Genomic DNA, 20,161 nt, shown 5'->3' with positions numbered 1-20,161 from the left:
TCTTGGTCATGCTGGCTCTGACAGCTGCCGGCACGGCAAGACTGAGTCATGCCGATACAATATCAGTCTGTTATGACCATTGGGCGCCGATGACGATATTTCCCTCGGCAGAGTCGCCTGAACGTGGTGTCGTCATCGATATGCTTGAGCAAATATACACAGCCCAAGGCTATCAACTCGAATATTATGAAGTTCCCCTGGCACGAGGGCTGGACATGGTCGCGCAGGGCCTTTGTGATATGTTGCCGGAATACCTGTACACCAGAAATTCGGAAAAAGGCTTTGTATATGCCGCCGAAGAAACATTCACATACCCCTCGGCCTTTGTCGTCAGGCGAGACGATCCCTGGCGATACGACGGCGTTCAGTCCATCCAGGGAAGACGAGTCGCAACCGGTCCCGGCTGGGATTACAGCTCCATGAGCGCTGGTTACCAGGACTTTATCAGTGACCCGCAGAATTCGGACTTCGTTGAGGTGATCGCGGGTTACGATGACGTGGTAGACCGGATTTTACGTATGATCAGAGACAACAGAGTTGACATATATGCCGACAACGAACTGGTCCTGCAGTACGCTCTGAATCGTTTAAACCTGGAGAATGAACTGATAGTCGTGCACCCGGGACTGGAGACCAAACTGGTGGAGATGCCCATTTTCTCTACCGCCATGCCGGCCGCAAGAAGACAAACCCTGATGCGAATCTGGAATGAGGGTCGCTTGTCACTGAAAGGCGAACGGGAACGGTTACTGCTCGAAAAGTACAACCTGACATTTCACGAGTAGCACCCAGCCATCTTGCAATGACCTTTCCGCGTTATTGCCATTCGCGAGGATCCACACCGTAGTATTGCCTCAGCTGCTCGAATAATTGCGGATGGCGCGCTTCAAGCTGTGTGGGTTTTTCGTAAAAGGTTTCAGTCGCCACGGCGAAAAATTCTGCGGGCTCTGTTGCGCCGTAGAAATCCAGAACCTCCTGAGGCTGTGCATGGACGCTTTGGGTACTCTGCCTCATAGCCAACTGCCTTAAGCTTTCAAACTCTGCGGTAAAGACGGCTGCCCACTGCTGATATGCACTGCGGCTGGCCAACAGCGGCGCGCCATTGGTGGCACCACTTTGATGGTCAAGCTGGTGAGCAAACTCATGTAGCACTACATTGTTGCCGTCGCTGAAATCACGCGCCCCGTGCTCAACGCTATCCCAGGACAACACGATACGTCCATTGTTCCAGGACTCACCTGCCAACACGCGCTCGTCATGTGACACCAGGCCATGCTCATTGACACCGCCATGCGTTACCAGAAACGCGGAAGGATAAACCAGAATGGTGTGCAGCTCCGAGTAGTAGTCACCGGATCTATTCAGCACCAGCAGGCAGGCCTGCGCGGCGATACTGACTCTGACGTTGTCGTCCACGTGCTGTCCGGCGCACCCGTAAAATTGCTTGCCTGCCAAAAAATGCGTAATCCTGTTTTGCAGGGCCAGTCTCAGATCGGCAGGCATTCGCTGGTAAAACGGCAGGCGTTGTCTGACGATAGCATGCCAACTGTCGGGAAACGGTTTGCTATCCAGGCGCTTGCGGCGCCAGCGAGGGTAAACAAACAGCCACAGAGCTACCGCCACAACGAACATGAACAGCAGTACAATCGTTACTCGACTAGAAAGGTCCATGATGTACGCTGGCATCCTTCTCATGCTTTATTGCACATTGGGGTCTAAACGCCATATCATTGTCGATCCGTATTTAGCGGTTTGTCAATCGGAGCAGCCGAATGAATAAATTTTGCATGCTTACCACCCAGGCTTCGCCGGGTGAAAAGTACAGCAACAAGGTTTAGTGTCATGCGATCCTCCACCTTCTTGTTGCTCATGGCCATCACCCCTGCCGCAGTGATGGCTCAGGATGTTTCGCGCGATGCCTACTTTGGAGAAATATCCCTCTCCGCTGGTTTCGCCGATGACCCGCGTGTGATCGACATGGTTGCAGGGGGATCGGTAAATTTGTCTCAAGCAAACCAGTTTGACTGCAACGGGTTCGTTAGCGATGCACCTGATTATCAGATTGACTACTCCACTGGCAGCGCAGACTTTGAGCTTAGCTTTTTTGCTGAATCAACAGTTGATACGGTACTGCTAATCAATGCTCCTGACGGTCAATGGCATTGCAATGACGATTACAGTGAGGAGCTGGGATTAACGGCAGGGGTTACGTTCGAACGACCGTTGGCGGGCATCTATGACATCTGGGTCGGAGTTTATAATGAGGGTGATGTCTATGCCGAGACTGAATTATACATCACTGAGCTAGCCAGTTTATTGACGGATCAAGGTTCCGAAACAAGTGGTTCATCCGGAACCGCTGCAAATGGTAGCCCGCAGGTCATCGGATCCGGAACGGCATTTGCGGTTACCAACGAAGGCCATCTGATTACAAACTACCACGTTATCTCGGAATGCAGCTCGTTAAGATTTCAGTTACCTGGCGCGCTCGCGATTGAAGCCACCGTGGTGGCCACGAATGAGAGCTTTGACCTGGCACTTCTGAAAACAGATAGCACCACCAGAGCGGCGCCATTTCGGACTCAGGGCAGAATTCGCTTGGGCGATGACATCGTAGTGTACGGCTTTCCGCTTCTCGGAGACCTGTCTTCCAGTGGCAATCTGACCAACGGGCTTGTCAGCGCGCTAACAGGATTAGGCGATGACTTATCAACGTTTCAGATCTCTGCACAAATCCAGCCCGGGAATAGTGGCGGGCCTGTTTTTGATATATATGGTGCAGTCGTTGGCGTGGTCGTGTCGACAGCCAATCAGGATTATTTCGCCCAGCAGTCAGGCAACATTCCGCAAAATGTAAACTTTGCAATTACCTCCGACATTACGCAGTCATTCCTCAGGGCCAACAACATCAGATATGAGTTGTCTGACAACTCGGAAGAATTAAGCACAGCGGACATTGCTGAGCGAGCACAGACGATGACAGGCGCCCTGCTTTGCTATCGCTAGGGATGCAAAGAACCCGTTTGATCAGCATGCAGCCGCACGATCATGCTCCCCCATCCAGTACGTGGCGGACCTTCGCGACCAGATCTGCGCGACGGTAGGGTTTGCCCAAAAGATTTACGCCGGGCTCAAGCCTCCCCTGGTGCACGATGGCATCTTCGGTGTAGCCGGAGGTAAAGAGCACCTTGAGACCGGGCTGGCGAAGCCAGGCAGCATCAGCAAGTTGCTTGCCACTCATGCCTCCGGGCATCACCACATCCGTGAATAGCAAGTCAAAGGTCCAGCCAGCGTCGATGAATGCGAGCGCCTCTGCTGCCGACGCGGCTGCTTTTACTTCGTAGCCAAGCCCCACGAGTTGCGCCACCACATGATCGCGAACCAGATCATTGTCTTCAGCCACCAGGATGCTCTCGCTTCCGCCCACTACTGCGTCGACCACGGATGGCGATTTCGCCTGCAGCGTTTTGTCTTTTGCTGCAGGGAAGTAAAGCTTCACCGTCGTGCCCTCGCCGGGTTCCGAATAGATCACAGCCTGACCCTGCGACTGCCGCACAAAACCCCAAACCATTGACAGACCAAGCCCGGACCCCTTGCCAGCCTCCTTGTTGGTAAAGAAAGGTTCAAAGGCACGGTCCATCACATCCCGTGACATTCCGCAGCCATTATCTGACACCGCAATCATGACGTATTGTCCCGCCTGCATTCCCTCATTGGGCGGCAAATCATCGGCCGTGAGCGTCCTGTTTGATGCCTCGATTGTCAGTCGTCCACCTTCGGGCATGGCGTCACGGGCATTAATCACCAGATTCAGCACTGCATTCTCCAGTTGCCCCTGATCGACCTCAATAGGCAGAACATCAGGCGCAACATTGAACCCGATCTCGATATCCCCATCAATGGTTCGGCGGATCAATCCTTCAAAGCCTTCCAGCAATTGCCCCGGGTGAAGAGTTTCAGGCGTAAGCGCCTGAAGCCGCGCGAACGAGAGCAGGCGACCGGTCAGACTTGCCCCGCGTTCGGCAGCGTGCATCGTATTCTGCGCCAGTTCATGCGCTGCCGGGTTGTTTGCATGAATGTGTGCCAGAGCTTCGGCACTGCCCATAATGATTGTCAGAAGGTTGTTGAAATCGTGAGCAATACCACCCGTCAATTGACCTATAGCCTCCATTTTCTGGGACTGACGCAATTTCTTTTCCAGAGCGCGCAATTCTGTGACATCGGTCGTGCTGCCGAGCACCCGGACAGGCTCACCCGACTCGTCGCTGAGAACAAGGCCGCGGGAAACCACGTTCAATATCGTGCCGTCCGCGCGCACAAACCGATACTCGTCGCTCCAGTTACTGCCGCCACTTTTGACTACCCGCTGCAGGCTTTTCAGTACCCGATCTCGTTCGTCGGGGTGAATCCAGCTTTGCCAAGTAGTCAGGTCCGTACTGGACCCCGATATGTCATAACCAAAAGCGTCGCGCAATGACTTGTTCCACCAGATTCTGGCGGACTTAAGATCAGCATCCCAAATGAGATCGTTTGTTGCCAGGCTTACCAGCCTGAATCGCTCTTCGCTCTGCCGCAGCGCGGCAGCACTGCGAGCGGCTTCCTCGGCCATGGCCGCACGCTGAACCGCCTCATCGCGATGTCGGGTAAAAAAACCGAAGCACAAAGCAAAGACCAGGTAACTGAACACGAATGTTCCCATTGCGTCCAGGGCGCCGAGATCGGAGGCATTGGCCAGATGCGCAAGCACATACGCCGCCGTCGGCAGCGGGCTGAGAGCGACAAGAATACTGATGGGGCGCTTATAGAAGCCGAAGTTCGTGAACTGGTGAAACACAACCAGCGGAAAGAACCACGTGATATAGGGAATAATCCGCAGAACTTCCCCGGAAGCCTGATAGACGATGATGGCGCCGGCATTAAGGTGAAAAGCGAAATAGGTAGTCAATACGCCGGCGGCGACACTCGTCGCCATCGCCGGCTTCAACATCACAAGAACTATCAGGACGCCCGTAACCACGCCAAGAAAACCGATCAGCCAGGCTTCAGCCCCAATCAAGGCTCCGGCCAGCACACCAAAAACAACGCCAAGCATGGCGCCGGCGAACCCGACCAGCAAAGCGATCAGGACAACATTCCGCGCCTGTCTCTGGCGACGTTCTATGCTCGTGTCCCGGGTTGAAATCATTTCCTGAGGTGCCTTCTAATTAAGGCCAATCGTGCCACCTGACAATACTGGTGTGATCAGCGCTTACACCTGACAAAGAGTACCATGCCCCTTCACATGCAACTACCCAGTATCAGTAATGCCAGCAGAATCATTCACAACATGTATTCGGCACCAAGCCCGAAACAATGAGCGGGAATCGCGGTATCAATTCGGCTTCTAGATCAACCCGGCTGACCGACCTGTCGCCGACCAGACGCCTAAAGCATCTCCAAATATCGGCTACGGAACAATTCCCCCGACCAGACAACAACACTTGCTTTACGCCCTTATATTTTACGTTTATCGTAATATTTATGTTGACAGGCATAAATTACGCGGCTAGCCTACGTTTCATGGAAATTCGTATAAACCTTGATGTGGAAATGGCCAAGAAGAAGATCTCGCTGACGGAACTGTCAAAGCGGATCGGTATCTCCATGACCAATCTGTCCTTGTTGAAAACCGGCAAGGTCAAAGCCATTCGATTCAGTACGCTCGCCGTGATCTGCAAGGAGCTGGGTTGCCAGCCCGGAGATATCCTTGAGTACATTGACGATAGCAACAAAAAGTAGACGGCACCGACACGCAAACAGAAGCGCCAGGGATTACTTCGCTGACAGGAGGCACACATGAATAATGACTACGTCTGGCCCGGATTTGCAGCCATCGCTTTGGCGATGCTGACACCCGTTTTCTGGCTTTATGTGGCGCTGTCGGATTATACCGATGGCATCGGATATGGACTGGTGGCGGCGGATTGGGTATTTCTGCTGATGGGTTTTGCGACGGTTTATGTCTACTACTCACTCAGGCGCAAGCTGCATGATCATCATAATTTTCGTGACCTGGACATTTTCCTGACGATGATCATCGCAGTCAATGTTGTATTCCATCTTGGGGGGTTCGCTCTAGAACTGTCTGCCCCCTTGTTCGGAGACAGCCTGGCATCAAGACACGAGTCAGCGCTTGGCTTGAATATGTTGCTGACAGTTGCCTGCACCGTCGCTTTTGGTGTCATTGATATCCTGATCGCCTTCGTGCTTATGCGAAATTCTGTGCAACTGCCTTATCCTGTCAAGGTCTTTGCAATCGTGACGTTGATACAGGGTATTTTTGAACTGACCATCCTGTTTTCTTTTTTTACTGCTGTGATATACCCGGTCGCACTGATCGTATTGGCCGTCTACTTCCTGCGCAAACCCGAAATGATTGAGGTGGTTTGATCATTGTCGGCCCAGAACATACTGACGGGAGAAATATGACATTCGCTCGATTGACGGCAGCCACGCTGATTCTGATGGCCTTATGGCTTGCCTTTGTTATTGTCACAGCACTCTTCGGCTGGTGGATGCACCCTATCGCACCGACAGGAGATAGCGATGCATTTTTCCGCCAGGCAACTGACCTCATTGCCGAACATAACTCAGGCAATGCAGCTTTTATCCTCATCGAAGACGGCGCGATCAGCAGAGAGTATTACTCGACCTCAAACGACCTGATTGGCCGGGACACAGTGTTCGCAACAGCGTCCATGAGCAAGTGGCTGACGGCCGCCGGCGTCATGAAACTGGTACAGGACGGAGAAGTCGACCTTGACTCGCCGATGTCCGCTTATGTGTCGCGATGGACACTGCCAACCGGCGAGTTCGACAGCAACGAAGTCACCGTAAGACGCCTGTTGAGTCATACCGCAGGACTGACAGACGAGCTGGGTTTTGGTGACTACCATCTTGACGAGGCGATACCAAGCCTTGAGGAATCCCTGGAAAACCCGCGCACATCCGATGGCAGCACAGCCAGAATTGCCGTCACTGTAGCGCCCGGGACTGAGTGGAAATATTCAGGAGGAAGCTACCTGATCCTTCAGCTATTGATTGAGGAAGTATCTGGCATGGCCTTCGAAGAGTACATGAATGAGACGTTTTTCATCCCGCTGGGCATGAACCGGTCAGCCTATGAGCCCTTAAGCAGCGTTGACAACAATGCTGGTTCATTCAACCAGCATGGCGAGCCGACGCCGATTTACCGGTATGCATCAAGCGCGGCAACCGGATTCGCCACCACGACGGCGGATCTGGCAAAATTCGTTGCTGCCCAGATTCTTCCGCCGGACACGGACAGTATACTGAATCGCAACACGCTGGTAGCCATGCGGCAGGCCCATGGTAAAACACTGGGCTTTGATGTTTGGGGTCTGGGTACCATTTTGTACGCACCGACCGGCACGGGCGATGTTGTATTCGGCCATGACGGCGGCAATGACCCCGCCATCAACAGCACCGCCAGGATTAACCCTGACACCAGGGACGCCATCATACTGCTGGAGACCGGGCATCCCTCTTTGGCAACCAGCATTGGCTCACAGTGGGTACTTTGGCAAACCGGTTATCCCGATATTCTCGATACCGACTCGGTGATTCAAAGCATGCGTCTGCCTGGCTTGCTTGGTGTGCTTATTATTTTTCTGGCCTCTGTTTGTATTGGCCTTCGCCACAAGCGACAACATGACCCGGCAGATAAACAGAGAGCGCAGCGTTCAGCACAATGAAAATCACCGTCCTTGATAATAACAACGACGAGATATCCGGAGCTATCCACCGGATTATGCAAGCATCATATCGTCAGGAAGCTGAGCTGATAGGGGCAGAACCCTTTCCGCCGCTCGACAGAACAGCAGCAGACATTCGGCATGATTCCGGTACATATTTTGGCGCGCTGGCAGATTCAACCCTGGCTGGTGTTCTGCACTTGCAAGCGTCCAGTATCAGCAGCCTGGTTGTTGAGCCACATTTCCAACGCCGCGGCATCGCATCAGCGCTGATAGCCCATGTTCTGGAGACTTGTCTCGGCCAGCTTGTTTCGGTTTCAACCGCAAAAAAGAATACACCCGCGACCTCCCTGTACCTCAAGCACGGTTTCAGGCTTGTCGGTTGTAAAACCAGATCAGGTATTGAATTGGTTGAGTACCAGAAAAGACTGTAGCAGCTTGCACCAGTCTGACGCTGGTTAAAACACTGCCTGCATTACAGCTGAATCACCGGACCGGACGCTGCCGCGGCATCGTCGGCATCGTGAGTTACCAGCAGACAGGGCAACCCTGCCGCAATCAGCCCGGCAAACACCTGTGCCCGAACGTCCTGTCGCAGGTGGGCATCCAGCTTGGAGAAGGGCTCATCCAGCAATACTGCGCGCGGGCGGGACAGCAACAGTCTGAGCAGCGCCACGCGCGCTTTCTGGCCGCCGGACAATGTTGCCGGATCACGATTTTCATATCCCCCCAGATTCATCGCAGTGAGCTGCCCGGCGATACGTCCTGCTTTGTCGGGCTCCTCGGCGGGCATGGCAAAACGCAAATTGCCCCCTACCGACATGTGCGGGAACAGAAGCGGATCCTGAAACAGCAGACCAATACCTCGCTGCTCGGCCGGTAATGTGTCAATACGGTCGGCGCCCAGCCATACCTCGCCCTGCGCTGTGAAATCACTGCCCAGAAAACCGGCTATGGCCGCCAGCAAGGCTGACTTGCCGGAACCCGAAGGCCCCATGACGGTCAACACCTCGCCCGGATTGATCGTGGTATTCACGCTCACCAGAGTTTGACCCGCGAGGGAAATACGCAAGTCTCTGATGTCGAGTGTGTGTGTAGTCACGTGACGCTTCGCATCGCCCGGCGCCTCCTCCAAATTAGCTGTGGTATGGCCAGTGCCAGTATAAATCCCACCATGGGTATCAATGTCTGCATCAATGCCCAGATGGCAATCACATTGCGACTGCCGCCCGACGCCAGCGCTACTGCCTCGGTAGTGATGGTCGGCACCCGCCCGGCACCGAGCAGTTGCGTGGGCAAAAACTGCCCGACACTGACCGCAACACCGATCGCTGCCGCTGTCAGGCTACTGGTCAGCAACATCGGCAGTTTGATGTGCCAGAACACCCGGTCTGCAGACGCGCCGAGTGACAACCCTATCTGCGCCCAGCGCGGATCAAAGCGGCGATAGGCCGCCGACAAGGTCAGGAACACATACGGCACAACAAAAACACTGTGCCCCAGTATCACCAGAACCAGCCCGGGTTGCCAGTGCATGAATTCGGTGAACACCAGCAAACCGAACACAAACGCGACCTGAGGCACCAGCAGCGGCACATACAATAACCATAACGAGGTGAAGCGCGACCGGCCATGGCGCTGTTCACTTTCCAGTGCCGCCAGTACCAGTATCACGGCCAGCACCGTGGCAACAAAACTGATCACCAGGGTATTGATCACCGGTCCCGATAAACTCGTCAAGGTGGTCTCCCAGTGACGCAGGGTCCAGGCATCAGGCAGCGCCGATGGAAAACGCCAGGTGCCGGCAAATGCATTGATCAACAAAGCGATGACACTGAGCAGCAACAGAACTGTGGCCACACTGAGTCCGGTGAAGCCCATCATCTTTAATGACCGGTTAAAGCGGGAGCGGTTGCCACTCGCCTGCCAGAGCTGCCAGCCTTGCGCGATCAGTTTCTCCAGCACCAGCCAGGTCAAAATGGCCAGGACACTGACCATGAGTTGCAACAACGCACCGGCCGCCGCTAATAACCGCATACTGAGATCCGGATCATTGAACCAGCCCAGAATGCGTACACTCAGGGTAGCGGGCAAGCCTGGCCCGAGAATAATCCCCACATCCACGGTCGCCGAGGCAAACGCAATGACCGCAAACAGCGGCAGCCGGATCATGGGGTACAGTGCGGGCGCCACGGTGAAGAGCCAGGCCAGCACCGGTTGATAGCCCAGTGATCGCGCCATCGCCACACGCCGTGGCACATCCAGTTGCGGCAGCGCCGCCAGCGCCATCAGTAGTAAAAACGGTATTTCCTTGATGACCAGGCCCAGCATCATGGTCAGGCCCAGTTGATCATTGATAATCAACAGGTCCGGCGGGCGTTGCCACTGGGTCAGGCCCGGTGATATCAATCGACTGAGGAAGCCGGAAGGGGCAATCAGAAAAGCCAGACCAAAAGCAGCGGCTGCATGCGGGACTGCCAGTAAGGGTGAGACCAGGCGCCTTATTAGTCTGTCCAGCGCCGTGCCGGCCGTGGCTGCCAGAAACAGAATGACGCTGACCAGTGCAATGACCGGTGTGACGACGCCTGCGACAAAACTCAGGCGCACACTCTGACCCAGCCCCTGCGTATCGAACAAAGCTGTCCACGACTGCCATGACAGCGTTTCCTGACCAATGGCAGGCAGATAGCCAAACGCTGGCAGCAGGATCATGAGCAGGCCCAGCGCAACCGGTCCCGCCACCAGCAGGCCCAACAGAATTGGCGCCAGTGGTAACACAAAATTTTTCTTAGCCAACTTCCGCTTCACCGCACGCCATAGCGCTGCAACCAGGCGTCTTCCAGCGCAACCACCCAGCTTGGATGCGGCTCGGCCAGACGCCTCGCCAGATCCTCTTCAGATGGCGCGGCAGGATGGCGCCGGATCAGCTGCATGCGTTCACGCCACTGGGCCGGGAGCGCAGTCACAGACAGTACCGATGTACTCCCCAGATAGTCAGGGTCCTGGGCACGAAGCTGGGCTTCAGGGGATAACAGAAAATCAGCCACGACCATCGCGCCAGCCTTGTGAGTGGCATTGAACGGGATCGCCAAAAAGCTGACATTGGCCAGTGTGCCACCATTCATTGTGTAAGCGCGCACGCTGTCCGGTAGTTCGCCGCGGTCAACGGCAATGGCTGCCTCCGAGGGACTGAAAGCAAAAGCCAGCGCAGTTTCGCCGTCCGCCATCAGACGCCGCATCTCCGCACCTGACGCAGGAAAACTGCGCCCTTGACGCAACAGCACCGGATGCAGTGCATCCAGATACGCCCACAGCGGCTCGGTCACCGCGTCAAAATCGCTGTTAGTTACCGGTTGATACAGTTTTTCCGGCTCCGGCACCAATTCCAGCAATGCCTGCTTCATAAACGTTGTCGCCAAAAAATCCGGAGGCCTGGGGTAAGTGAACTCCCCGGGATGGCGCTGCGCCCATGCCAGCAACTCAGACATTGTCCGTGGCGCCTGTGCTATCAGGTAAGTGTCATGAAAGAACACCAGTTGGGCGCGCAGCCAGGGAGACTCGAAACCGTTAACCGGGATCGTGAAGTCTTTGCGCATGTCCGCATTGTTGTCTGCGTCCACCCAGCGGAAGTTGGGCAACTGCTCAGCCCAGGGGCCATAGAGCAGTGCGTTGTGCTGCATGCTGGCAAAGTTCTCACCGTTTAGCCAGAGCAGATCGATGGCGCCGTTATTAACATTACCTGCCTGCTTTTCTGCCAGCACTCTGGACACCGCTTCGGCGGTATCACTGAGCTTGACGTGTTGCAGGGTGATACCGAAACGCTCATCGACTTGTGAGGCTGTCCATGCAAAAAACTCATTGGTGCGCGGCTCACCACCCCAGGCATTCAGGTAGACTGTCTGCCCTGTCGCCTGCTTCAGCACACTATCCCAGTCCGCGGGATCGGGCTCCGCCAAGACCAACAGGGGTAGCCCCGGCCCCAGACTGATAACAAGCGCTGCCAGGTACCCACGCAGCCACCTGGCCATCAGGCCGTCACCGTGGTGCTGGCAATAATACCCATGCGCCCCGCCACGCGTTGCTGGCGGCGGCTGCGTAAAATATCGCCCAGCACCTCACGATGAAAGGTGTCACAGCCTATGCACAGGTTGGCATAAGGTTCGCCCTGGGGCGTCGAAACCACACTGGCACCAATAAAGTCTTCTACACTCCAGCCATGGGTCAATCCCATCCGCTCCGGCTTGCCGGCATTGATCGCCTCAATGGCAGGATCACCCGCCAGGCTGTCCAGAATAGCCAGCAATGGCTCTTCAGTGAGATTGCCCAGCGGCTCAGCCGTTTTAATACAACAGGGATACACGTCGCCACTGGGATCAATGGAAACCTCCGAGCCCTCATAGCCGGCCTCCAGAAACCCCAGGCCACCGGACCAGGCACTGCAAAAATTATCCGCCATAGTGGCCTTTGACAGGCCATTTTCCCAGGCCCGACCGCGCGGCCACAACTTGCCGATCCAGGCCTCATCAGTGGCACCGAACATGCTGTACACCGGTGGACTGTCTTTTCCGGTCTGACGCCGGGCTTCATGCTCTGCCATGCCGATCATGCCGGCGGCCTCAAACATGGCAACCAGTTTGTCTGCCAGTAACTTTTTACCGTTATCCTGCATGCCCACATGGTAGTCATCCATACCGGCCGCTGAAATCGACCACACATCGCGATCCAGCAGCTCTCGCACAATTTTGGGAGTCAGCAGATCGCCGGTGGTCTGCACGATCACTTTGACGCCCCCCTTGTCCCGGTATTTGTCGCGGATCGCCTCCAGCGTCGGATAAAGCACGCGCTCACGCACAGGATCGGTCAACACATCGCCGCCGGAGATGATGATACGGCCGGTTTTTAGCTCGAATTCTGTTGGCTCACCGACCACAGGACTTTTGCGATCCCGGTACTGCATGGTTGCTGGCAGATTGGCGACGATACGCGGCGCGTTACGCTCGGCCTCGCTGACCACCGATTCAAGTTCGTCGCGGACATAAGGGTGGAACCGGTCTTCATAACAGTGCTTGCAGCGACGATGGCAGTGCCAGCACAAAACGTAATAAATGGATTCCATGGGGTACCTGTCGGCAGTAGTGGCCGTTAAAACGCCTGAGATCTGCCAGTGTACTTGTTCACGCAATGCAATTCAAAAGCACAGCACAAACCAGCACCATGCCGGCAGCATCGGGGTTTACCGTGGCCTCAGGCATATTGCTGCCTGTCCCCGGCGGTGCCATACCCGCGCTTGCAGGGTTAACGCGCCTTTAATACTGGCGCAATGGTGGCTTCCTTGCCGTGCCGGGTACGCAGGCGCAAATGTTAATCCATCGAAGCTCGCCACCTAGAAATAACCTTCACGCTTCTTCTTCTCCATCGATCCAACCTGATCTTTGTCCAGGGTACGGCCCTGCCGTTCGCTGGATTTATCCAACAGTAATTCCTGAATTATTTCGGACACACTGGTAGCCTGACTGAGCACCGCCCCGGTCTGGGGATAACAACCCAGTGTCCGGAACCGAATGTCGCGAATCGCAACAGACTCACGCTCTGCCGGATCCAGGTAGGGCAGCATACGGTCATCATCAAGTGCAAATATCTGTCCACTGTCGCTGGCGATCCAGCACTTGCGGGGCGCAGAAAAATACAGATCAACCAGCGCTATCTTCTCGATCATGATGTACTGCCAGATATCCAGCTCAGTCCAGTTCGACAACGGGAAGACCCGCACGCTCTCACCCCGATTGATCCTGGTGTTGTAGATATCCCACAACTCGGGACGCTGGTTCTTGGGGTCCCATACCTGATTCCGCCCCCTGACTGAGAACACGCGCTCTTTGGCCCGGGACTTCTCTTCATCACGTCGTGCCCCGCCCAGCGCAGCATCGAAGCCGTATTTGGCCAGTGCCTGTTTGAGGGCAATGGTTTTCATGTGGTCATTGTATTGAACCGACCCGGACTCAACCGGGTGTACACCCGCCTCAAGAGCTTCAGTATTGGTGTGGACGATCATGTTAAGGTTGTGTTTGAGTGCCAGCGAGTCGCGAAAACGGGCCATCTCTGCAAACTCCCAGGTCGTGTCAACATGCAATAATGCGAACGGCACTGAGGCGGGATAAAGTGCTTTGCGCGCCAGGTGCAACATTACTGTGGAATCCTTGCCAATCGAATAGAACATACAGGGATTTTCAAAGCAGGCAACGACTTCACGAATGATGTGAATGGACTCTGCCTCCAGTTTACGCATATGCGTCAGGTCAAACATGCCCCTCTCCTGACTCAACGGCTACCCACTGACCCAGATCATAACGCTGTATCAGGTTCCGGCTTACATCCCAGGCGAACAGGAACAACCAGCCGTTGTCGAGCAACTCACGCACCGCGGTGTGCGCATTAATAATATCGGCAAGGGCATCCGTTGGTGCGGCAATATAAACGCTAAGCCTGAGCGGTTGATGACGCCAGTTGATACCATCATGAACAGACTGTATTGGCAGGCCGATGCGCAGGTCGCCGCCGTTGCCTTCAAACACGCCGATGTGATCGCCCACCACATTGTGCAGCATCTTGTTGCCACTGCCGTACCTTACCGGATCTACCACGGAGGCGTAATACTGCAGATTGATCCAGTTGGTGACGATCATAGGGGCAGTGATTATCTGCTCCAGCACTTTGTATTCCAGGTCGTGCTGCCAGGTATAGTCGTGCAGAAAGCTGCGCCCTTCAAGGTCAATGTTTCGTGTTAAAGCGCGCGGCGCCACGATAAAGGAGGCGTTGTTCGCCAGCCCCCATTCCGGTCGCAACTGCGCCCAGTCCCTGCTGCGAATCAACAACTGTTGTGCAATATTTGCTGCATTGCCACCGGCAATACCCAAGCCTGGTGCTCGATGCTCCTGCGCCAAGGCCTGCGCATCCTTCAGCCATTGAGCATAAGGGCTGTGGTTTGGGGAATCGAAGCAGACTATCTCATCTGTGCATGTGTTATGCAGGGCCGCGACAAATCTGGTTTCGTCCGGAATATCGATACCATGGCGGAGCAGACTCTTTCTGAGCTGCGTGTCATTGAGCATCTGCGCGAGCACACGCACATTGACCTCGCCGCTTTGTCCGCCACAGGCGCCACAGTCAAGGCCGGCAGCATGGGGGTTGTTGGCGCTCTGACTGCCGTGCCCGACCAGCAATACATGGCTGGCGAACCCTGCCGTGAGCCCCAGCGCGGTCAGAATTGACTGCAGTAGCTGAGTCTGTTCTTCCAGACTGATCTGCTCTCCGTTTTTGCGCAATTCCCACGGACTGGTTTCTTCAGTTGTGTTGCCGGTGCTGAACCCCATGGTTTTGGCGAAGCTGCATCGAAGCAGATCGAAAGCCTTGTACAGACCGCCGGCCTCGACCAGACCGAACGATGCCGGTGCGACGCCGGAGGCACCTTTTGCGGCGACCTCACGCTGCAACTGATCATTGTGGCGCATTGATGAAGGCGCCGGCGCTGCTCTGCTAACACTGAGCGCGGGACTCAGCAACCCGGGCAGCTGCGGCCTGGCGTCCCTGACAAACGCGTTACGGTATTCGATTGGCAGCCCGAAAAATCCGGCAAAGCCCAGGGTCTGTATGTCCGGGTCCTGTGCCTCCAGTGCACGTCGCATGGGCTCTGAACGCACATCAATGCAGAACACTGCCTGCAGTGTTACCGATGTTGTCTGCGCGGGTTGTGCACTCAGCAACTTCCCGGCCAGAGGAAGCTGATACGCACACTCAAGCGCTCGCTGCCAGACCCAGATCAGCTGCTGATTTTGCGTTGCCTTCTCATAGCGTGAACTGACATCGTCGAACTGCGCCAGGAACTGGTGCTGGATCAATTTATAACTCGCACCCTTTTTGGTTTGCAGGTGACGCCACAACAGTAGCTCCCATGACAGCCGGATTGCCAGCAACTGTTCAACAAGGTCATTCTCCCTGCCTGCCAGTTGGTCCTGCCACACCTGATAGGCCAACCATGAGGCCCAGCCATTCACATCCAGCAGCAATGAGGTAGCGTAGTCGGCGCAGCCTTGGGTACCGGCACGACCAGATAACACCTCATCATGAAACGCCTGGTATACCTCTGCGACAGACTGCGGCAGCAATCGAATCTGCTGGTTGATCTCGCGTGCGCCCATCAAAATGCCGATGCCTTTGTCCAGGCTGAGAACCTCGCGCCACGAATGAAAGAAAGACTGCGTTTTTAGTGCAGCGCTGCTCATTCTTTCCGGGTATTGGAAGTAGGCACCACAGAACTGACTGATCTGTTGCTGTACTTCAGCATGCCAGGCCATCCTGCGTCGCTGCTCTGGCATGGCGTCCAGATAATCGACGATGTTCAGCCAGGGCCTGGCGGTGTCAGTGGCGTCGAGTGCCGCCAGCAACTGCTCTTCCGTCGCCTCTACCTGCAGCTCACGCCGGGCATGCTCAAGGTGCTCTGATAGAATGTTTGTACCCCAGTGCGCGCGGTAGAACTCAGCTGGCATCAGGCAGTTTACGCTGCCAAGTACCGACAGTTTCGCTGACACCCCGGTGAACTTCTCACTGCGCATCTGCCACCATGGATTGACTGCAATGGAACGGTCCAGGGGCCAGCTGGGCGCGCATCCTGCGCATGCCGCCTGCATTTTGTCGCGCAATGATTGTTGATTGATTGTGTTCATTTCCAGCGTGGTCCCGTTCATCTCAGATCACCTCTTGTGGAACAGTCGTGTTCTTATAATCCATACGTGGCGGTAGCGTTGGCCATACCTTCAGTGTCAGCCGGGTCATCCATTCGTCCAGGTAAAAGCCTGCATTCAAGGCAATGAACAAGCGATGACTTGTCATGCTAAGAGGCCTGTATTGCATCTGAAGATAGATCAGTACCTGTGCCGCAAAGAGACACACGACCCACACATCAAACCAGGCGCTGTAGGTGTGACCGTGAACGGCGACCGCAGGCGCCAGTATTGTCTTCAGTACCAGGTAACTCCCCAGCAGCAACAGGCACAGACCAGCGGCATGAGCCGCCTGCCGACGCCCTCCGGTCGCAACAAACTGGGCGACATAGACCATGAGCGCCACCGAGAGAACCAGCCATGGGCTCAGGGGAAAAAGCGCCGCGCCTGCGATATAGATATACAGTGCGACACTGGGCACGACAAACAGCGCCGCCAGAAGCCAGACATGGCGCTGCGGCAGGTCACGTTCACGGTGCCGGGCCCGAAGATAGTCAGCTACCGCTTCTCCCGAGTTTAGGAAAGCGAAGGCCTTGTAACATGAGTGGGCGAGCATATGGAGCAGCGCCAGCTCGTAAAGACCTAACGCGCACTCGACCAGCATCAACCCCATTTGCGCTGTTGTTGACCATGCCAGGCGTACCTTGATACTGATGCGGGTCATCATCACCAGCGCAGCCACCAGCATCGACAGTCCGGCAACGACCAATACCAGGCCTTGCGCGGCGACGGACAGACTGAACAAGGGAGCAAACAGAATCAGCAGAAAGCCACCCAGATTGATGATGCCCGCATGCAACAGCGCCGATACCGGAGTAGGCGATTCCACTACCTGAATCAACCAGCCATGGACCGGCAATTGGGCACACTTGATAAGCGCGACCAGGGCAATCAGGACTGCAGCGACCTGCTCGGCAACACTGAGTGGCTGTGCCCCATAGCTGGAGAGAATGTCATTGAGGTTTAACGTGCCATGCACTTGCCACAACAGGTAAAACGCGATGGCCAGACACACTTCAGCAAGGCGGGCGAGAAGGAATTTCTTGTGCGCGGCCAGCAACGCGCGGGGACGATTGGGGTAGAACATCAGTAATTGATGGAAGCTCAGACTGATGCCAACCCAGGCTAACCAGAACAGGACCAGGTTCTGACTCGACACAACACACATGACCGCGAACACGGTGACGCTGAACCATGTCAAAAATCGTTTGCCGTGACTGTCCTGCTCAAAATTGGTGGCAGCATAGCGCAGCACGATCCAGGCTATAAAGCTGATCAGCAGCAACACGATACTGACAAGGGCATTGATGTGGAACCAGAACAGGACCGGGGCCGATACGTCGAGGAACAGAACGACAATACTGTTTATCAGTGCCGCCGCGAATGCTGCCCCATGAATCACCTTTGCCGCCGTCCAGCGCCATGAGAACGAACATAACGCCAGGACCATTAAGGGCGCGAACACGACAGCTGCCGTCAACAACGCAAATCCATTGAATATCATCATAATCACACTCTGTTGTTGAAGTGCGGCAATTCTCCGGCATAGAATACATTCTGTAAAATATATATTAATTTACGATATATTCTATTTTAGAGAACTATGAGCCGACTTAACTATCATCATCTTTACTATTTCTGGCGGGTCGCCAAACAAGGCAACCTGACCCAATGTGCCCACCAGCTGCATGTTTCACAATCTGCACTTTCTTCGCAAATCAAACAGTTAGAACAGAGCATGGGCCTTGACCTGTTCAAACGCGAGGGGCGCAAACTGGTCCTGACGGAGTCCGGTCGTAAAGCCTTCAGTTACGCGGAGGAAATCTTCAGGAAGGGGGATGAGCTGCAGTCCTACCTGCTCACCGGAGAGCAACAGGAGGGCGCTGCTTTACGCATTGGCATGCTGGCCACCATGTCGCGTAACTTTATCGAGAACCTGATGCAGCCCCTGGTCGGGCGTCCGCACGTCAAGTACAGCCTGGAGGCTCGCGAGCAAAGCAACCTGCTGGCGGCGCTGGGCAACCATCAACTTGATCTTGCCCTGACCAATATCGCCGTTATTGGCGACGACAAACAGCTCTGGCAATGCCAGCTGCTGGCGCGGCAGCCGATCGCAATAGTGGGCCCGCCCGGGCTAAAACTGCCGGAACGGTTTAATGCCAGCTACAGGAAACAACGCTGGGTGCTGCCGGTGAATGACAGTCCCATACGCTCAGCGTTTGAAGGAATCTGCGCGCAACATCATTTCACCCCGGACGTTATCGCTGAGGCCAATGATATGGCGATGCTGCGTCTGCTGGCGCGTGACTCGGGTGCAATTTCAGTATTGCCGCTGGTCGTGGTGAGGGATGAGCTGGACAGCGGTAAATTGGTGCATTACATGACGCTGGAGAATGTGTTCGAGAATTTTTATGCGGTTACCATTGCTCGCCAGTTTCCCAACAATCTGGTCAATGAGCTGCTCACGCTTGCACGCGAGCAGCCCTGATATGACCTTACCTCCGACGCGGGACCACGGTGATCGATGTCACTGCGCGCTTGCTTGCAGCTTGCCACCCTTGGCGGACACCATCAGTTCCAGGATGCGCTGGGTAATCTCCGGCTCCAGACCTTCAGTGTGACCTTTGTCCAGTCGAACTACATCCGCCACCACCCGGTTATCACTGCAGGCGGGATACTCATACACATCCGCTGTGCCCGGCGCAGGTTCGCGGCCCCATACCGGATAGCCGGCACGGGCGGTGTCGTATACCCAGCCCGGGCGTGTGTCGACGACCTGGGTGTGATTGCGCGCCTCACACTGATAACGCTCTGCCCAGGGTGAGCTGTCCGGCAGGGACTCAATCTCGTACTCGCCAATGGCAAAAATATGGGAGAAATCGCAGCCGGGCAGGGTTTCTTCTGCGCTCGACCGCGGTCGTGACGGGGGCGGAGAGCCATCGGCCAGGGGTGGACCAAAATTGGCCACAAACGGTGCCTGACCGATGCGGCCACCCGACAGACTAAGCATGCCATCCACCTTGTCGGCAAAAAATTCGCTGCACACCAGACGACGTGACGTCATACCGCCCTGACTGTGTCCGGCCAACCAGAACGACTTGATGTTGTCCGCACCAAACGTTTCGGTCACCTGCTCGGTAATTGCCTGCAGATAGGCATCGTCGGTCTGTGGTGTCCACACACGCACGCCGCTGCCACTACCCATGGACGCGGAGCCGGCGGCGCTGGGTGTGGCCACGACCAGGCGATACTCTTCCTTGTAGTCGGAAGCCGGGAAATAATGCCGCTGCCAGTTGGCAATAGAGCCGGCACCGTGGATGTTGAGCACAAATACAATTTCCTCACCCGGCTGCAGGTCACAGGGGTAATCCAGGAAGTACTGGCGACCACTGTCAGGCTCCGTGACATTACCCGGCATCGCGGTTTTGGCAGCGCAATCACCCTCAGCGCAATGCATGGGCGGTGGTGTCTCACAGGCGACGCCGAGCACATCTGCAGCCAGCGCGGCCTGACCGGCCGCCAGCATAAACAGGGCCAGCAAGGTTTTGCCGACCCGACATTTCATGGTTATCCGACGCATACAATATTCCTCCAGGCTTCGACCCACTGTCGATATCAGCTTTCTACTGT

At 55.5% G+C, this 20,161-nt stretch carries 17 protein-coding genes; 7 read left to right on the top strand and 10 right to left on the bottom strand.

Annotated features, from left to right (window positions below; all coding sequences use genetic code 11):
* Positions 1-8: 8 nt before the first annotated feature.
* On the top strand, positions 9-785 hold the full coding sequence (locus tag ENH71_RS07665; protein WP_317622412.1) for a substrate-binding periplasmic protein: 777 nt from the start codon (positions 9-11) through the stop codon (positions 783-785).
* Positions 786-816: 31 nt separating this feature from the next.
* Here the strand turns inward: ENH71_RS07665 and ENH71_RS07660 are convergent, their stop codons facing one another.
* Positions 817-1,671, bottom strand: a complete 855-nt coding sequence (locus ENH71_RS07660; protein ID WP_294135648.1) for a M90 family metallopeptidase — start codon at positions 1,669-1,671, stop codon at positions 817-819.
* 171 nt (positions 1,672-1,842) lie between these two features.
* On the opposite strand from ENH71_RS07660, the gene ENH71_RS07655 reads away from it, so the two are divergent.
* On the top strand, positions 1,843-3,006 hold the full coding sequence (locus tag ENH71_RS07655; protein ID WP_294135649.1) for a S1C family serine protease: 1,164 nt from the start codon (positions 1,843-1,845) through the stop codon (positions 3,004-3,006).
* A 40-nt stretch (positions 3,007-3,046) separates the two neighbouring features.
* Here the strand turns inward: ENH71_RS07655 and ENH71_RS07650 are convergent, their stop codons facing one another.
* The gene (locus ENH71_RS07650) at positions 3,047-5,071 is read right to left on the bottom strand and encodes a hybrid sensor histidine kinase/response regulator (protein WP_294137645.1); all 2,025 of its coding nucleotides are present in this window, start codon (positions 5,069-5,071) and stop codon (positions 3,047-3,049) included.
* A gap of 488 nt (positions 5,072-5,559) precedes the next feature.
* On the opposite strand from ENH71_RS07650, the gene ENH71_RS07645 reads away from it, so the two are divergent.
* Genes ENH71_RS07645 through ENH71_RS07630 form a run of 4 tightly spaced genes read left to right on the top strand, consistent with a single transcriptional unit; the run spans position 5,560 to position 8,188 of the window.
* Positions 5,560-5,778 (top strand): helix-turn-helix domain-containing protein, encoded by a 219-nt coding sequence (locus ENH71_RS07645; RefSeq protein ID WP_294135655.1) that lies wholly within the window; start codon positions 5,560-5,562, stop codon positions 5,776-5,778.
* A gap of 57 nt (positions 5,779-5,835) precedes the next feature.
* The gene (locus ENH71_RS07640; RefSeq protein ID WP_294135658.1) at positions 5,836-6,429 is read left to right on the top strand and encodes a hypothetical protein; all 594 of its coding nucleotides are present in this window, start codon (positions 5,836-5,838) and stop codon (positions 6,427-6,429) included.
* Positions 6,430-6,464: 35 nt separating this feature from the next.
* The gene (locus ENH71_RS07635) at positions 6,465-7,754 is read left to right on the top strand and encodes a serine hydrolase domain-containing protein (RefSeq protein WP_294135660.1); all 1,290 of its coding nucleotides are present in this window, start codon (positions 6,465-6,467) and stop codon (positions 7,752-7,754) included.
* Positions 7,751-8,188, top strand: a complete 438-nt coding sequence (locus ENH71_RS07630; RefSeq protein WP_294135662.1) for a GNAT family N-acetyltransferase — start codon at positions 7,751-7,753, stop codon at positions 8,186-8,188. The genes ENH71_RS07635 and ENH71_RS07630 overlap by 4 nt, the downstream gene beginning before the upstream one ends.
* Positions 8,189-8,229: 41 nt before the next feature.
* Here ENH71_RS07630 and ENH71_RS07625 read toward each other — a convergent pair whose 3' ends face one another.
* The 7 genes from ENH71_RS07625 to ENH71_RS07595 all read right to left on the bottom strand — a co-directional run bounded on the left by ENH71_RS07625 (position 8,230) and on the right by ENH71_RS07595 (position 18,038).
* Positions 8,230-8,856: an ABC transporter ATP-binding protein gene (locus tag ENH71_RS07625; protein ID WP_294135664.1), complete on the bottom strand. Its 627-nt coding sequence runs from the start codon at positions 8,854-8,856 to the stop codon at positions 8,230-8,232.
* Entirely contained in the window at positions 8,853-10,550 is a 1,698-nt protein-coding gene (locus tag ENH71_RS07620) for an ABC transporter permease (RefSeq protein ID WP_294135666.1), read from the bottom strand. Before ENH71_RS07620 ends, ENH71_RS07625 begins: the two co-directional genes overlap by 4 nt.
* 8 nt (positions 10,551-10,558) lie before the next feature.
* Positions 10,559-11,782: an ABC transporter substrate-binding protein gene (locus ENH71_RS07615; protein WP_294135668.1), complete on the bottom strand. Its 1,224-nt coding sequence runs from the start codon at positions 11,780-11,782 to the stop codon at positions 10,559-10,561.
* Complete coding sequence (locus tag ENH71_RS07610; RefSeq protein ID WP_294135670.1) at positions 11,782-12,870, bottom strand: radical SAM/SPASM domain-containing protein; 1,089 nt, start codon at positions 12,868-12,870, stop codon at positions 11,782-11,784. Before ENH71_RS07610 ends, ENH71_RS07615 begins: the two co-directional genes overlap by 1 nt.
* Before the next feature lie 267 nt (positions 12,871-13,137).
* Complete coding sequence (gene cysD / locus ENH71_RS07605; protein ID WP_294135672.1) at positions 13,138-14,058, bottom strand: sulfate adenylyltransferase subunit CysD; 921 nt, start codon at positions 14,056-14,058, stop codon at positions 13,138-13,140.
* Positions 14,051-16,495 carry a YbcC family protein gene (locus ENH71_RS07600; RefSeq protein ID WP_294135674.1) on the bottom strand — a complete coding sequence of 815 codons (2,445 nt, stop codon included), beginning with the start codon at positions 16,493-16,495 and terminating at the stop codon, positions 14,051-14,053. Before ENH71_RS07600 ends, cysD begins: the two co-directional genes overlap by 8 nt.
* Position 16,496: 1 nt before the next feature.
* Complete coding sequence (locus ENH71_RS07595) at positions 16,497-18,038, bottom strand: NADH-quinone oxidoreductase subunit L (RefSeq protein WP_294135676.1); 1,542 nt, start codon at positions 18,036-18,038, stop codon at positions 16,497-16,499.
* 96 nt (positions 18,039-18,134) lie between these two features.
* Here ENH71_RS07595 and ENH71_RS07590 point away from each other — a divergent pair, with 96 nt between their 5' ends.
* Positions 18,135-19,019: a LysR family transcriptional regulator gene (locus ENH71_RS07590; RefSeq protein ID WP_294135678.1), complete on the top strand. Its 885-nt coding sequence runs from the start codon at positions 18,135-18,137 to the stop codon at positions 19,017-19,019.
* A 39-nt stretch (positions 19,020-19,058) separates the two neighbouring features.
* On the opposite strand, the gene ENH71_RS07585 is transcribed toward ENH71_RS07590, so the two are convergent.
* Positions 19,059-20,111 (bottom strand): alpha/beta hydrolase family protein, encoded by a 1,053-nt coding sequence (locus ENH71_RS07585; protein WP_294135681.1) that lies wholly within the window; start codon positions 20,109-20,111, stop codon positions 19,059-19,061.
* Positions 20,112-20,161 lie beyond the last annotated feature (50 nt).

The sequence above is a fragment of the Pseudohongiella sp. genome, assembly GCF_011050365.1.
Classification (GTDB): Bacteria; Pseudomonadota; Gammaproteobacteria; order Pseudomonadales; family Pseudohongiellaceae; genus Pseudohongiella.
Note: the sequence above shows the minus strand (reverse complement) of the source record. Positions and strands in the feature narration are given on the sequence as shown.

Bases quoted from the DNA above. Each gene is read 5' to 3' on its own strand.
- ENH71_RS07585 (WP_294135681.1), bottom strand. From the start codon at position 20,111: ATGCGTCGGATAACCATGAAATGTCGGGTCGGCAAAACCTTGCTGGCC.
- ENH71_RS07660 (WP_294135648.1), bottom strand. From the start codon at position 1,671: ATGGACCTTTCTAGTCGAGTAACGATTGTACTGCTGTTCATGTTCGTT.
- ENH71_RS07600 (WP_294135674.1), bottom strand. From the start codon at position 16,495: ATGAACGGGACCACGCTGGAAATGAACACAATCAATCAACAATCATTG.
- ENH71_RS07635 (WP_294135660.1), top strand. From the start codon at position 6,465: ATGACATTCGCTCGATTGACGGCAGCCACGCTGATTCTGATGGCCTTA.
- ENH71_RS07595 (WP_294135676.1), bottom strand. From the start codon at position 18,038: ATGATGATATTCAATGGATTTGCGTTGTTGACGGCAGCTGTCGTGTTC.
- ENH71_RS07665 (WP_317622412.1), top strand. From the start codon at position 9: ATGCTGGCTCTGACAGCTGCCGGCACGGCAAGACTGAGTCATGCCGAT.
- ENH71_RS07610 (WP_294135670.1), bottom strand. From the start codon at position 12,870: ATGGAATCCATTTATTACGTTTTGTGCTGGCACTGCCATCGTCGCTGC.
- ENH71_RS07630 (WP_294135662.1), top strand. From the start codon at position 7,751: ATGAAAATCACCGTCCTTGATAATAACAACGACGAGATATCCGGAGCT.
- ENH71_RS07645 (WP_294135655.1), top strand. From the start codon at position 5,560: ATGGAAATTCGTATAAACCTTGATGTGGAAATGGCCAAGAAGAAGATC.
- ENH71_RS07615 (WP_294135668.1), bottom strand. From the start codon at position 11,782: ATGGCCAGGTGGCTGCGTGGGTACCTGGCAGCGCTTGTTATCAGTCTG.
- ENH71_RS07590 (WP_294135678.1), top strand. From the start codon at position 18,135: ATGAGCCGACTTAACTATCATCATCTTTACTATTTCTGGCGGGTCGCC.
- ENH71_RS07655 (WP_294135649.1), top strand. From the start codon at position 1,843: ATGCGATCCTCCACCTTCTTGTTGCTCATGGCCATCACCCCTGCCGCA.
- cysD (WP_294135672.1), bottom strand. From the start codon at position 14,058: ATGTTTGACCTGACGCATATGCGTAAACTGGAGGCAGAGTCCATTCAC.
- ENH71_RS07640 (WP_294135658.1), top strand. From the start codon at position 5,836: ATGAATAATGACTACGTCTGGCCCGGATTTGCAGCCATCGCTTTGGCG.